Here is a 13,088-nt window from a genome sequence, read left to right as displayed (position 1 = left end):
GCGGGTCACCGCGCGATCGTCGAGGCCGCCGCTCACTCAGTCGCCTCGGCCTCAGCGGCCTCGGCTTCGGTGGCCTCGGCGCTCGGCACTTCGGCTTCGGCCGCTTCGGTCTTGGGCACTTCGGCCTCGGCTTCGGCGGCCTCGGGGGCCGAGCTCCCCGGTGCGCTGGGCTCGGCCCGCGATGCCGTGCGAAGACGCGAGATCTCGGCGTCCTGCGCCGCAATCCGGTCGCGGAGCAACGCGAGCACCTCGTCGACCTGGTCCATCCGGTAGCCCCGCAGCCCGAGGGAGAAGCGGACCCGATCCACGTCCCCCGCCGTAGGGTGCTCCGGCAGGAAGACGGGCGGGAGCCCGGGTTCGGGCTCCTCGAGGCCGCCGTCGAGCGCCTCAGGCAGCGAGCGCCCGCGGTACGCCACGAGGCCGGCCCAGACCAGGCCCGCCGCGACGACGATGGCGAGGAAGACGAGGAAGAAGCTCACTCGCCGTCGGCCTTCTCGGGCGACCACACCGCTTCGGGCTCCTCGACCGCTTCCTCTTCCTCCTCCTCGGCCGAACCGAACATCCCCCCGCGCCGGTCCTGAGTGTTGGCCCGAAGCCCACTGAGCACGAGGTCCACGGCGTCCTCGGCGGTATCGGTGACCTGGATGAGGTCCATGTCTTCCGGGGAGATCATTCCCTCCGTGACGAGCGTCTCGCGGAGCCAGTCGATGAGGGGGCCCCAGAAGCTCGTGCCGACGAGCACGATCGGGAACGAGGTGACCTTCCCCGTCTGGACGAGGACCATGGCCTCGAAGAGCTCGTCGAGCGTCCCGAGGCCGCCGGGCAGCACCACGAAACCGTGGGCGTACTTGACGAACATCGTCTTGCGCGCGAAGAAGTAGCGGAAGTTGATGCCCAAATCGACCCACGGGTTGAAGCCCGTCTCGAACGGAAGCTCGATGCCGAGCCCCACGGACGTGCCCGCGCCGTCGACCGCGCCGCGGTTTGCCGCCTCCATCGAGCCGGGGCCGCCACCCGTGATGACCGCGACGCCCTCCTGGGCCAGGAGCCTTCCGATGGCGAGACCCATGTCGTAGTACCCGCTGCCCTGCTTCGTGCGGGCAGAGCCGAAGATGCTGATCGCCGGGCCGAGCTCGGCGAGCGCGCCGAAGCCCTCCACGAACTCGCTCTGAATCCTCATGACGCGCCACGGATCGGTGTGGACGAACCTGCCGGCGCCGTGCGTGTCGAGGAGGTGCTGGTCCGAAGTCCCTTGGAGCGCCTGGCGTCGGCGCAGCTCGATCGGGCCCTTCCGCCGGGAGGGGACAGGACCGTCGCGGCGCGGTGATTCCGTGGTCATGCTCATAGGCTAGCGGTCTCGCTTGAATCACGATTGTCCGGAGGCTGCTCCGACCCCCGGCCCGGGGAGCGTAATCTCCGTTACATTGGTGGGCATGACATCCGAAGCACCCTCGGGTTCACTCGTCTCTGTCCAGAGCGTGAACAAGCACTACGGCCAGCTGCACGTGCTGCAGGACATCAATCTCGACGTTCGCAAGGGCGAGGTCGTCGTCGTCATCGGCCCATCGGGGTCGGGCAAGTCGACCCTGTGCCGAGCCATCAACCGCCTCGAGACGATCGAGTCCGGCGAGATCTTCATCGATGGCAGGAAACTGCCCGAAGAGGGCTCCGAGCTCGCGCGGCTCCGCGCTGACGTCGGCATGGTCTTCCAGTCGTTCAACCTCTTCGCGCACAAGACCATCCTCGAGAACGTGACCCTCGGCCCGATCAAGGTCAAAGGCGTCGACAAGAAGACCGCGGAGAAGGACGCCATGGCGCTCCTCGAGCGCGTCGGCGTCAGCCAGCAGGCACCCAAGCTGCCGGCCCAGCTCTCGGGCGGCCAGCAGCAGCGCGTCGCGATCGCCCGCGCGCTCGCGATGAAGCCCAAGGTCATGCTCTTCGACGAGCCCACCTCGGCTCTCGACCCCGAGATGATCAACGAGGTCCTCGACGTCATGGTCGAACTCGCTCGCGACGGCATGACGATGATCGTCGTGACCCACGAGATGGGCTTCGCCCGCAAGGCCGCGGACCGCGTGGTCTTCATGGCCGACGGCCAGATTGTCGAGCAGGCGTCGCCGGAGGCGTTCTTCACGAACCCGCAGAGCAGTCGAGCCAAGGACTTCCTGTCCAAGCTGCTCACCCACTGACCCCAGCACCGACTCCCCAGGCAGGGCCTCGAGCCCTACGAGAAAGGAAATGCTGAACATGGCACTCTTCTGCACCAAGAAGGCCGCCATCACCGCCGCAACCGCGGTGCTAGCCCTCGCGCTGAGCGCGTGCGGGGGCTCTGGAGGTGGCAGTTCGTCGTCCGAGGGCACGGGGGCCTCGGCGCCGTACACCGTCGCGAGCAACGTCTCGCTCACCGGCAGCCCGACGTTCGACAAGATCAAGTCGGCCGGCAAGGTCCGCATCGGCGTCAAGCAGGACCAGCCGGGCCTTGGCTTCATGGACGCTGCGACGGGCCAGTACAGCGGCTTCGACATCGAGATCGCCAAGTGGACCGCGGCCTCCCTCGGCCTCAGTGCGGACAAGATCGAGTTCAAGCCGATCCCGTCCGCCAACCGTGAGTCGGCGATCCAGAACGGCGACATCGACTTCTACGTGGGTACGTACTCGATCACGGACTCGCGCAAGAAGCAGGTCGACTTCGCCGGCCCGTACTTCATCACTGGGCAGGGTCTGCTCGTGAAGAAGAGCAACACCACGATCAACAGCGAGAAGGACCTCGCGGGCAAGACCGTCTGCTCCGCGACGGGTTCCACCCCGCTGCAGAACATCCAGAAGAACTTCCCGCAGACCCAGACTCGACCTTTTGACACGTACTCGCAGTGCGTCGACGCCCTCAAGAACGGCCAGGTCGACGCCGTGACGACCGACCAGGCCATCCTCCTCGGCTACGCCGCGCAGGACCCGGACAACCTCAAGGTGGTCGGCCAGCCGTTCACCACGGAGAAGTACGGTGTGGGTCTCGCCAAGGGTGACACCGCGCTGCGGAAGTTCATCAACGACATGTTCACGAACGGCAAGGACACCTGGCAGAAGATCTACGATTCGACGCTCGGCAAGTCGGGCACGAAGGTCCAGCAGCCCGCCGTCGACAACTACTGACAGGCGAACGGTGGGCGGAGCGCGCGGCGCCCCGCCCACCGTGCTTTTACCTCGAAAGAAAAGGTTGAAGTGGGCACTCTCCTCAACAATCTGGACATCTTCACCATCGGGTTCAGGAACACCGTCATCCTGTTTCTCGTCTCCGGGTTCTTTTCCCTCATCTTGGGCACGCTCGTCGGTGCCATGCGCGTCTCCCCGATTCCTGCGCTCCGCACGTTCGGCACCCTGTACGTGAATGTGGTCCGCAATACGCCGCTCACTCTCGTGATGTTCTTCTTCGCGTTCGGCTATCCGAAGCTCGGCCTTCCGGAGATCGACTTCACCGTGTCGGCCATCGTGGCCCTGAGCATCTACACCGCGACCTACGTCGCCGAGGTCTTGCGGGCCGGCATCAACACGGTTCCCGTGGGGCAGGCGGAGGCCGCACGCGCGATCGGGCTTCCATTCACCCAGACCCTCACGCTCATCGTCCTCCCGCAGGCGTTCCGCTCCGTGCTCCCTCCGCTCTTCAGCGTGCTCATAGCGCTCCTCAAGAACACGACGGTCGCCGCGGGCTTCTCGGTCACCGAGGCCGGCGCGATCCGCGCCTACCTCGCTGAGCGCGGCGAGCCCGCGCTCGTCGTCCTGCTGTGGGTCGCGTTCTTCTTCGTGATCCTCGTCCTCATCCTCGCGCAGCTCCAGCGCTACTTCGAGAAGAAGTGGAAGGTGGCCCGATGAGCTCGGTTCTCTATGACGCACCTGGCGCAAAAGCCCGCGCACGGCACCGTATCTTCGGGGTGATCTCCGTTGTCGTGATCGCGGCGATCATCGGGTTCGTCGTGTGGCGCTTCGCCGAGACGGGGCAGTTCAGCGCTGCGAAGTGGCAGATCTTCACGTTTGCGCGCGTCCAGCAGACGCTGCTCCAGGCCACTGGCGCCACACTCTCGGCGTTCGGCGTCGCGGCCGTGGGCAGCCTCGCGCTCGGCCTGTTCCTCGCGGTCGGGCGCCTTTCGGACCGGCCGTGGGTGTCGACTCCGTTCCATTGGTTCACGGAGTTGTTCCGGGCGATCCCGGTCCTGATCCTCATGATGCTGCTGTACTACGGGCTGCCCCCGGCGCTCGGCGTGAAGTGGCCACCGTATACCGCCGTTGTTGTCGCCCTCATCCTCTACAACGGCTCCGTGCTCGCCGAGGTCTTCCGCGCCGGGATCGAAGCGCTCCCGAAGGGGCAGCGCGAGGCCGGCATGGCGATCGGCCTGCGGAAGTCACAGGTCATGGCGAGCATTCTGCTCCCGCAGGCGGTCCGCTCGATGCTGCCCGTAATCATCTCGCAGCTCGTCGTGACGCTCAAGGACACCGCGCTCGGCTTCATCGTGACGTACAACGAGATCCTGTTCCAGGCGAAGTTCTTCGGCTCACAGGTCCAGTACGGGACGCCGATCATTCCGTCCTCGATCGTCGCGGGCGTGCTGTACGTAGGGATGTGCCTCATCCTGTCCGGCCTCGCGAAGCTCGCGGAGCGCCAGCTCCGCCGCAGCCAACGCGTGGCTGGTCCCAGGCGAGGGGCGCCGGCACTCAGCGCGGCGCAGGGTGCCGCGGACAAGATCTAGTCTGGCCCGCCTCGTGCGGGTGCCCGTCCTTTCTGAACTTGTCCCCGAAAGGTGCACCCGAGCGGAGAAATCCTAGGCCGTGGGGCTTGGGCCCGGTTTTTCGACCGGGCCCAAGCCCTTCAGTTTTGCGGAAATTTGTTCGCTGCTTCCGCCAGTAGATGGGGTCATCGAGCGCTGGCCACGTGACTCATTCCAGGCAAGATGCCGCGACAGAACGTCTCGTCAGGGAGGTGTAGGACTTCAGGGAGGTGTAGGAAGAAAATCCTTGGCTAGGACGCTGCTCAGGCAGGCCGCTTTGCCTAGCTTTAATCCCCATGCGTTAGCCTTTTGGATAATCCTGCGCGGGCCCGAAGCGCGAGACCTTGATCGGACAACGACATCAGCGCCCATTGCCTGAGCGCGGGGACCACAGAATTTAGCGGGCATCTTTGGCTAAGATACCCGCCGAATCCACACGGCTAATTTGAGTAATTTATCCCGGCATAATCGACCAGGAGATACGGGCAGGTCGCCTGGGAAATCTGCCCAATGGCGACCCAAGGTCCGTATTCATAGGTCCGGCCGCCAAACATCTGCTGCCACACGCTCTGCTGACAGACGGCAATCGCTTGGTACGATCCCGTCCCAGAATAGCAGACTGAGTAGGCATTATTTCCGTCAACCCACGTTGAGCACGCATCTGGATACGCGTTCGCTGGGACCGCCGCAATTCCCAAGGGCAGGATTGCGAGAGCACCGATCAAGCCGACGCGCCGAAGAATTTTCATTATCCCTCCGCAACTGAGTAGTAACCGACACGGCAAATACCGAGACCGTCGAAGCGGCCTGAGTCGAGACCGGAATGTTCGCCGATGCGGCAAGGTTAACTTTAATGACCATGTCTGTCAATCGATTGGAAAATCCAATAATCATGCATGACATATATGTCAAATTTTGATTGACGTGTCTAAGAATTGCAGGTGAAGATACGTAGCCAAGGACCCGGGTGAAAGGCAGGGCCAAGGGGCCGGCCGCAGACCTGTAACCCCTGCGAGCGCTCCGCTAGTGTGCGCCCGTGAGCCAGTCGCGCATCGCGCGGAAGCACTCGCGCACGTCATCCGCTGCCACGCGCTCGTCGTCCTTGTGGGCGAGCAGAGCATCGCCGGGACCGAAGTTCACAGCAGGCACTCCGAGCTCGCTGAAGCGCGCGACGTCGGTCCAGCCGTACTTGGGCTTGGGCTCCCGGCCGACGACGGCGACGAAGGCCGCCGCAGCGGGGTGGGTGAGGCCTGGCCGCGCGCCCGAAGCGCCATCCGTGCGCACGACGTCGAATCCCTCGAGCAGGGCGCGGACGTGGGCGTCGGCCTGGTCGAGCGTCTTGTCGGGAGCGAAACGGTAGTTGATCTCAACCGTGCAGCGGTCCGGGATCACGTTCCCGGCGGTGCCGCCGTTGATCTTCACGGCGTTGAGGCTCTCTCGGTAGTGCAGCCCGTCCACCTCGACGGTGGCTGGCTCGTACTCCGCGAGGCGGGCGAGGATCGGGGCAGCCGCGTGAATCGCGTTCTTCCCCATCCAGGCCCGCGCGGAATGGGCGGCCTCCCCGGCGGTGGTCGCCTCGACGCGAAGCGTGCCGTTGCAGCCGCCCTCGACCGTGCCGTCCGTCGGCTCGAGCAGGATCGCAAAATCGCCCGCGAGGAGTTCCGGGCTCGTCCGCGCGAGCCGGCCCAGCCCGCTCTTCTCGGCCTCGACCTCCTCGTGGTCGTAGAACACGAAGGTGACGTCTCGCGTCGGGAGGGCGGCGCCGTCGTCCGCTCCGAAGAGCGCGGCGGCCAACGCGAGCTGGACGGCGACGCCGCCCTTCATGTCGGTCGCGCCGCGGCCCCACAGCGTCCCCTCCCCTGGTTCGCCGTCCCAGGACGAGGGCACCGTGCCGCGCGCGCCGGCCGTGGTGGGCAGCGGGACCGTGTCCAAGTGCCCCGCGAGGATCACGCGTTCGGCGAGGCCGAGCTCGGAGCGGGCCACGACGGCGTCGCCGTCGCGGAAGACGGCCAGGCCCGGCAGCGCTCGGAGCGCCGACTCGACGGCGTCCGCGATGGCCTGCTCCGCACCCGAGACGCTCGGGATGTCGAGCAGATCGGCGGTGAGGAGTGCCACGTCCTGGGCAATGTCGAGCGTCACGGAAGTCACCTCAGCAGCATAGTCCGGGACATGACGCCGTTCGGCTCGTGGTCGGGCCCCTCGATAGACTTGCAGCATGACTGAATCCCCCGCCGCATCCCGCTCTGCCCACGGCTTCGGCCTCGCCACGATCGCCGTCGCGCCCGGCGGCGACGGGGCCGCCGAGGCGACGGTGCTCGACGTCTGGTTCCCCGCGCCCGCGCTCGGCACCGCGGCGGAGCACCTGAGCGACGAGTCGGTCGTGGATGCTGCCCCGGGCGAGCTCGTCGCGGCCGCCCAAGCCGGCGAGGACGCCGCGCGCGGCACGCAGCTCAAGGTCGTCTTCGTGCAGATCGATCTCGATCAGGCACCGGCGGACACCGCGGACGCGTATCTGCGCCTCCACCTGCTCTCGCACCGCCTCGTGAAGCCGAACACGATCAACCTCGACGGGATCTTCGGCAAGCTCCCCAACGTGGTCTGGACGAATTTCGGTCCGTGCCTGCCTGCCGGCTTCGAGTCCACGCGCGCGCGGCTCCGCGCCCGCGGTCCCGTGACGGTGTACGGCGTCGACAAGTTCCCCCGCATGGTCGACTACGTCATCCCGTCCGGCGTGCGCATCGCGGACGCCGACCGGGTGCGCCTCGGCGCGCACCTCGCGGAGGGCACGACCGTGATGCACGAAGGATTCGTGAACTACAACGCGGGCACCCTCGGCACGTCGATGGTTGAGGGCCGCATCTCGGCGGGCGTCGTGGTGGGCGACGGTTCGGACGTAGGCGGCGGCGCGTCGATCATGGGCACGCTCTCGGGCGGCGGCAAGGAGCGCATCACGCTCGGCGAGCGCGTGCTGCTCGGCGCGAACTCGGGCGTGGGCATCTCGATCGGGGACGACTCGGTGGTCGAGGCAGGCCTCTACGTCACGGCCGGAACGCGCGTGCGGATCAGCGGCTTCAAGGACGCGTTCGGCGAGAACGCCGAGAAGGTGGTCAAGGCTGCCGAACTCTCGGGGCAGCCGAACCTCCTCTTCCGCCGCAACTCCACGAACGGCCAGGTCGAGGCGCTCCCGCGCAATGGACAGACGGTCGCGCTCAACGAGGCCCTGCACGCCAACTGACCTCTCGGACCACGACTCTCCAATCCCCGACGCCGCGCCGGGCCCGCCTCGGGTCCGGCGCGACCAGCTAGGAGCTTCCTGATGGCCAAGGCCCGCGCTGTGCGCCGGACGCTCACCCTCGTGGTGGCGCTCGTGCTCGCCGGCGTCGGTGTCTACATTGCCTCGCTCGTGATGAACCGCGGCGACGCGCCGGTCGTCGAGGGCTGCACGGCGATCGTGAACGGCACCAAGGAGAGCCTCGCGACGGACCAGACCGCGAACGCCTCGCTCATCACGGCGGTCGCCGTACGGCGGGGGCTGCCCGCCCGCGCAGCGACCATCGCGATCGCGACGGCGATGCAGGAGGCCAAGCTCCGCAACATCAACTATGGGGACCACGCAGGGCCGGATTCGCGCGGGCTCTTCCAGCAGCGGCCCTCGCAGGGCTGGGGCACCGAAGAACAGCTCATGGACCCCGTCTACGCCACGAATGCCTTCTACGACGCGCTCGTGAAGATCCCGAACTACGAGTCGCTGACCATCACGGAGGCCGCGCAGAAGGTCCAGCGCTCCGCGTACCCGGAGGCGTACTCGCAGCACGAGGACCTCGGGCGCGCGTACGCGTCCGCGCTCACGGGCAATTCTCATGCCTCCCTGGACTGCGCCCTCCGCAAGCCCGAGGCGGCAGGCGATCCCGGTGCGCTGCGCTCGGCCCTGAGCCAGGCTTACGGCGCCACCCCGGCGAGCGTGGCAGCGGGGCAGACTGTCACTGTCCGGGCGGACAACTCGCTCGCATGGTCGGTCGCCCAGTGGGCCGTCGCGAACGCGAAGGGGCTCTCGGTGGCGCGGGTCGACGTCGACGGCCAGGCCTGGGTCCGGGACGGCAACAAGGGTTGGACCGATGCCCAGACCCAGCCCGGCGTCGTCGTCATCACCCTCGCGGCGGCGCCGTAGGATCCTCGGGTCGCTCGCCGGCCCGCCCGCGCGCCGTCAGACGATCATCTCGATGACGGGCGTGAGGTAGCTCCGCAGCACCTCGGGGTCGTCCATGAGCGACTGGCTCATGATCACCTTGTCCGTGGTCACGAGCCATGCCCGCTCCTCGGCGAGAGGCAGCTCGATGATGGTGAGGCTGAAGTCCTTCGCGTCCGGGCCGACCTCGAGCTGGCAGTCGACGACAATCTCCCGCAGCACGCGCAGGTCGCCGCGCGCCCGGCGCTGTGCCTCGAGGCGCTCGTAGTCGGAGCGTCGCTCGCGCGCCCAGGTGAGGGCGGCGCCGAAGTGCGCCTGGAGGGATCGCTGGAGGGCTGGCGCCTCGCTGAACGCCTCGAAGCCGGGGGGCGAGGCCTCGGGGACCATTTCGGGGTGGTTCTCCACGAGCCCCGACCACCAGACCTCCCACTCACGCCGCAGGGCGCCAAGGCCTCCGACGTGCTGGGTCAGCTGGTGATGGTCCGACTCCCTGATCCTCGGCTGGGCGGGGGCCAGAGGAGGGAGCCCGGCTCCCACAAGCCCGGCGCTGTCCTTGAGATACAGGGCAAGCAGCATCGGGCCGGAGGTGTCCATCGTGATGCGCCACCCCGGCCCATCTGTCTGGTGCATGGTTCGACTCCTCGCGTCCAGTCGCGTCCCGCGACAGTTCGCAATCCCAGTGTATTCCGGGTCACAAAGTCGGGCTCGGCCCAATTGTCGCGGCTTGGGCGCGGACGACGGCGAGACACAGGTCCGCGTCGAGCCACCGCCCGTGCACGAGGGCATGGAGGGCGAGCCCGTCCGCGGTCGCGAGCAGGCGCTCGGCCTCGGCGACGAGCTGCTCGCGGTCCGCGCCCGGCATCGCATCGAGGACCGAGCCGCCGATGGCCGAGGCGACGCGAGCGTGCGCGGCGTCCGCGACCGGCAGCAGGGCCGGGTCCGTGCGGGCCGCGAGGCGGAACGCCGTGAAGACGCAGAGGTCGACCGCGCGCTCTTCATCGAGCGGAAGGAGTTGGCACAGCTGGGCTACGACGTCGTCCTGGGTCTCGACCCGCTCCGCCACGGCCTCGGCGACCGCGGAGAACGCGTAGACTCGCAGCTCTTCCGCGGTCTCGAAGTAGTGGCGGACTGAGCCGACCACGAGTCCGGCCTCGCCGGCCACCTCGCGGAGGGACACTCGCGCAAGCCCGTCTGCGGCCACGATCCGCTTGACGGCCTCGACGATCTCACGACGGCGCGCGGCCGCGTCGACGAATCTGGGCACCCATACTGTCTAGCACAGCTTTGCGGCCAGCCCGTGACAGCACGGCCGTGCTTCCACGTGGTGGCCCAGCCCGGAGGCCAGCGCCGGAGACCGCCCGACGAGCCCGACCGACCGCGAGGCGCGGGAGGCGCCCCCGTAGGATGGACCCATGCGAATCCTCGTGACCGGCGGCACCGGCTACATCGGCTCCCACACCGTCCTGACACTCCTCGAAGCGGGGCATGACGTCGTGGTGGTGGACAACCTGGCGAACTCGAGCCAGGAGGCTCTGCTGCGCGTGGGCGAACTCGCAGGCCGCGAGGCCGCATTCGTCAAGGCGGACATCACCGACGAGCAGGCGCTCGACGCCGTCTTCGACGAGCACTCCCCCGAGGCCGTGATCCACTTCGCGGGCCTGAAGGCCGTCGGCGAGTCCGTGACCATCCCGCTCGACTACTACTACAACAACGTGGCCGGCACGATCGCGCTCCTGCGGTCGATGGACCGCCACGATGTCCGCTCGATCGTCTTCTCCTCCTCCGCGACCGTCTACGGGGAGCACAACCCGTACCCGTACGTGGAGAAGATGGAGATCGGGGCGATGAACCCCTACGGCCGCACGAAGGAGCAGATCGAGGACATCCTGAGCGACCTCGGTGCCTCGGACAGCCGATGGCATATCGCACTCCTGCGCTACTTCAACCCGGTGGGCGCCCACCCGTCGGGCCGCATCGGCGAGGACCCGCAGGGCATCCCGAACAACCTCATGCCGTTCATCGCGCAGGTCGCCGTGGGTCGGCGCGAGAAGCTCATGGTCTTCGGCGGCGACTACGAAACGCCGGACGGGACCTGCCAGCGCGACTTCATCCACGTCGTCGACCTCGCGGAGGGCCATGCTGCCGCGCTGCGGTACCTCGAGGACCACGCCGGCGTGTTCCGGTGGAACCTCGGCTCGGGTCAGGGCACGTCGGTCCTCGAGATGCTGCGGGCCTTCGAGGCTGCCGTCGGCTCGCCGATCCCGTTCGAGATCGTGGCACGCCGCGCGGGCGATCTGCCCGCGTTCTGGGCCGACCCCTCCTCCGCTCTGGCCGACCTCGGCTGGTCCACCACGAGGACCGTGGCACAGATGTGCGAGGACCACTGGCGGTGGCAGAAGAACAACCCGATGGGCTACGCAACCGCCTAGCCCGTCTCGGGTACAGATAACCCCGCCCATCACCATCTCGGGTACAGATAACCCCGCCCATCACCATCTCGGGTACAGATAACCCCGCCCATCACCATCTCGGGTACAGATAATCGCGTCCCGCACCATCTCGGGTACGCGAATTCTTCTGCACAAGACGAACGACGCCGGCCCTCACCTTCATCGCGAAGGCGAGGGCCGGCGTCGTCGTACCCGGAATGATCTCAGGTGAGATTATCCGTACCCGAAACCATCAGGGAGGCGATTATCTGTACCCGAAACGCTCAGGGAGGGGATTATCTGTACCCGAGACGGATGGGGGTGGGCTAGCGGACCGGGTAGTCCCGCTCCGGCTCGCCGATGTAGAGCTGCCGCGGGCGGCCGATCTTGGTCTGCGGGTCCTTGATCATCTCGCGCCACTGGGCGATCCAGCCGGGGAGCCGGCCGATCGCGAAGAGGACCGTGAACATCTTCTCGGGGAAGCCCATCGCCTTGTAGATGAGGCCCGTGTAGAAGTCCACGTTCGGGTACAGCTTGCGCTGGATGAAGTAGTCGTCCGCAAGGGCCTTCTCCTCGAGCCGCATTGCGATGTCGAGGAGCTCGTCGTTGCCGCCGAGCTTGCCGAGGATCTCGTGCGCCGTCGCCTTGATGATCTTGGCGCGCGGATCGTAGTTCTTGTAGACGCGGTGCCCAAAGCCCATGAGCCGGACGCCGTCTTCCTTGTTCTTGACCTTCTCCATGTAGTCCTCGGGCTTGATGCCTTCGGCCTGGATGCGGCGGAGCATGTTGAGCACGGCCTCGTTCGCGCCGCCGTGGAGAGGGCCGAACAGCGCGTTGATGCCCGCGGAGACGGACGCGAACATGTTCGCGTTCGCGGAGCCCACGAGGCGCACGGTCGAGGTCGAGCAGTTCTGCTCGTGGTCCGCGTGGAGGACGAGCAGAAGGTCAAGCGCCTTGACCACCAGCGGGTCCATCTCGTACGGCTCGGCCGGCAGGCCGAAGCAAAGCCGCAGGAAGTTCTCCACGAGGTTCATGGAGTTGTCCGGGTACAGCAGCGCCTGCCCGATGGACTTCTTGTGCGCGTACGCCGCGATCACGGGAAGCTTCGCCATGAGGCGAATCGTCGAGAGCTCGACCTGCTCCTCGTTGAACGGGTCCAACGAGTCCTGGTAGAAGGTCGAGAGGGCGGACACCGCAGAGGACAGCACCGGCATCGGGTGCGCGTCCCGCGGGAAGCCCGCGAAGAAGCTCTTGAGTTCCTCGTGGAGCAGCGTGTGGCGCCGGATCTTCTGGTCGAACTCGTCGAGCTGGGTGGGCGTCGGCAGGTTGCCGTAGATGAGGAGGTAGGAGACCTCCAGGAAGCTCGAGTGCTGGGCCAGCTGCTCGATCGGGTAGCCGCGGTAGCGGAGGATGCCCTCGTCGCCGTCGATGAATGTGATGGACGAGGTGGTCGCCGCCGTGTTCATGAAGCCGGGGTCGAACGTGACCGCCCCCGTCGCCTTCAGAAGCTTCGACACGTCGTAGCCGTCGTTGCCTTCGACCGCGGCAATGCGGGGAAGGGTCAGCTCCCCGCCGTCATGGCGCAGGGTGGCACCGTTCTTCTCAGTCATGGTTCCCCTTACATGGGTAAGCTCGCAACAGTCCAAAACTACTCCCGAGGGCGCGCCGCCGACTAATCGGTACGCCCCGTCCCGCCGATCCCGGCGGACCTGAGAG

General features: G+C 67.1%; 13 protein-coding genes. 7 read left to right on the top strand and 6 right to left on the bottom strand.

Annotation, left to right across the window (positions count from 1 at the left end; all coding sequences use genetic code 11):
- Nucleotides 1-32 precede the first annotated feature (32 nt).
- Both E6A26_RS02135 and E6A26_RS02130 read right to left on the bottom strand, forming a co-directional pair.
- Nucleotides 33-479, bottom strand: a complete 447-nt coding sequence (locus E6A26_RS02135) for a DivIVA domain-containing protein (protein WP_136609552.1) — start codon at nt 477-479, stop codon at nt 33-35.
- Nucleotides 476-1,339, bottom strand: coding sequence for an LOG family protein (locus E6A26_RS02130; protein ID WP_136609551.1), 864 nt, complete (start codon nt 1,337-1,339; stop codon nt 476-478). The genes E6A26_RS02135 and E6A26_RS02130 overlap by 4 nt, the downstream gene beginning before the upstream one ends.
- 94 nt (nt 1,340-1,433) lie before the next feature.
- Between E6A26_RS02130 and E6A26_RS02125 the strand changes: the two genes are divergently transcribed.
- The 4 genes from E6A26_RS02125 (at nt 1,434) to E6A26_RS02110 (ending at nt 4,739) form a co-directional block, all read left to right on the top strand.
- A complete protein-coding gene (locus E6A26_RS02125) occupies nt 1,434-2,189 on the top strand; it encodes an amino acid ABC transporter ATP-binding protein (protein ID WP_136609550.1) in 756 nt (251 codons plus the stop codon).
- Nucleotides 2,190-2,247: 58 nt separating this feature from the next.
- Nucleotides 2,248-3,150: a glutamate ABC transporter substrate-binding protein gene (locus E6A26_RS02120; RefSeq protein WP_136609549.1), complete on the top strand. Its 903-nt coding sequence runs from the start codon at nt 2,248-2,250 to the stop codon at nt 3,148-3,150.
- 69 nt (nt 3,151-3,219) lie between these two features.
- Nucleotides 3,220-3,867 (top strand): amino acid ABC transporter permease, encoded by a 648-nt coding sequence (locus tag E6A26_RS02115; RefSeq protein ID WP_136609548.1) that lies wholly within the window; start codon nt 3,220-3,222, stop codon nt 3,865-3,867.
- A complete protein-coding gene (locus E6A26_RS02110; RefSeq protein ID WP_136609547.1) occupies nt 3,864-4,739 on the top strand; it encodes an amino acid ABC transporter permease in 876 nt (291 codons plus the stop codon). Before E6A26_RS02115 ends, E6A26_RS02110 begins: the two co-directional genes overlap by 4 nt.
- 1,041 nt (nt 4,740-5,780) lie before the next feature.
- On the opposite strand, the gene dapE is transcribed toward E6A26_RS02110, so the two are convergent.
- Nucleotides 5,781-6,905 carry a succinyl-diaminopimelate desuccinylase gene (dapE, locus tag E6A26_RS02105; RefSeq protein WP_407695350.1) on the bottom strand — a complete coding sequence of 375 codons (1,125 nt, stop codon included), beginning with the start codon at nt 6,903-6,905 and terminating at the stop codon, nt 5,781-5,783.
- 67 nt (nt 6,906-6,972) lie between these two features.
- Between dapE and dapD the strand changes: the two genes are divergently transcribed.
- Together dapD and E6A26_RS02095 are read left to right on the top strand one after the other, a co-directional pair.
- Nucleotides 6,973-7,992 carry a 2,3,4,5-tetrahydropyridine-2,6-dicarboxylate N-succinyltransferase gene (gene dapD / locus E6A26_RS02100; RefSeq protein WP_136609545.1) on the top strand — a complete coding sequence of 340 codons (1,020 nt, stop codon included), beginning with the start codon at nt 6,973-6,975 and terminating at the stop codon, nt 7,990-7,992.
- An 81-nt stretch (nt 7,993-8,073) separates the two neighbouring features.
- Nucleotides 8,074-8,925, top strand: a complete 852-nt coding sequence (locus E6A26_RS02095) for a hypothetical protein (RefSeq protein ID WP_136609544.1) — start codon at nt 8,074-8,076, stop codon at nt 8,923-8,925.
- Between the two features lie 36 nt (nt 8,926-8,961).
- Here E6A26_RS02095 and E6A26_RS02090 read toward each other — a convergent pair whose 3' ends face one another.
- On the bottom strand, nt 8,962-9,573 hold the full coding sequence (locus tag E6A26_RS02090) for a hypothetical protein (protein ID WP_136609543.1): 612 nt from the start codon (nt 9,571-9,573) through the stop codon (nt 8,962-8,964).
- Between the two features lie 61 nt (nt 9,574-9,634).
- On the bottom strand, nt 9,635-10,207 hold the full coding sequence (locus tag E6A26_RS02085; RefSeq protein WP_136609542.1) for a TetR/AcrR family transcriptional regulator: 573 nt from the start codon (nt 10,205-10,207) through the stop codon (nt 9,635-9,637).
- Nucleotides 10,208-10,355: 148 nt separating this feature from the next.
- On the opposite strand from E6A26_RS02085, the gene galE reads away from it, so the two are divergent.
- Nucleotides 10,356-11,372: a UDP-glucose 4-epimerase GalE gene (gene galE, locus E6A26_RS02080; RefSeq protein ID WP_136609541.1), complete on the top strand. Its 1,017-nt coding sequence runs from the start codon at nt 10,356-10,358 to the stop codon at nt 11,370-11,372.
- Between the two features lie 326 nt (nt 11,373-11,698).
- Here the strand turns inward: galE and E6A26_RS02075 are convergent, their stop codons facing one another.
- Complete coding sequence (locus E6A26_RS02075) at nt 11,699-12,982, bottom strand: citrate synthase (protein ID WP_136609540.1); 1,284 nt, start codon at nt 12,980-12,982, stop codon at nt 11,699-11,701.
- Between the last annotated feature and the right edge of the window lie 106 nt (nt 12,983-13,088).

Origin of the sequence: Sinomonas albida, assembly GCF_004919045.1 — a bacterium.
Lineage (GTDB): Bacteria > Actinomycetota > Actinomycetes > Actinomycetales > Micrococcaceae > Sinomonas > Sinomonas albida.
Note: the sequence above shows the minus strand (reverse complement) of the source record. Positions and strands in the feature narration are given on the sequence as shown.

Coding starts and splice junctions, on each gene's coding strand:
- E6A26_RS02130 (WP_136609551.1), bottom strand. CDS start 1,339: ATGACCACGGAATCACCGCGCCGCGACGGTCCTGTCCCCTCCCGGCGG.
- E6A26_RS02125 (WP_136609550.1), top strand. CDS start 1,434: ATGACATCCGAAGCACCCTCGGGTTCACTCGTCTCTGTCCAGAGCGTG.
- E6A26_RS02120 (WP_136609549.1), top strand. CDS start 2,248: ATGGCACTCTTCTGCACCAAGAAGGCCGCCATCACCGCCGCAACCGCG.
- E6A26_RS02110 (WP_136609547.1), top strand. CDS start 3,864: ATGAGCTCGGTTCTCTATGACGCACCTGGCGCAAAAGCCCGCGCACGG.
- dapD (WP_136609545.1), top strand. CDS start 6,973: ATGACTGAATCCCCCGCCGCATCCCGCTCTGCCCACGGCTTCGGCCTC.
- E6A26_RS02095 (WP_136609544.1), top strand. CDS start 8,074: ATGGCCAAGGCCCGCGCTGTGCGCCGGACGCTCACCCTCGTGGTGGCG.
- E6A26_RS02090 (WP_136609543.1), bottom strand. CDS start 9,573: ATGCACCAGACAGATGGGCCGGGGTGGCGCATCACGATGGACACCTCC.
- galE (WP_136609541.1), top strand. CDS start 10,356: ATGCGAATCCTCGTGACCGGCGGCACCGGCTACATCGGCTCCCACACC.
- E6A26_RS02075 (WP_136609540.1), bottom strand. CDS start 12,982: ATGACTGAGAAGAACGGTGCCACCCTGCGCCATGACGGCGGGGAGCTG.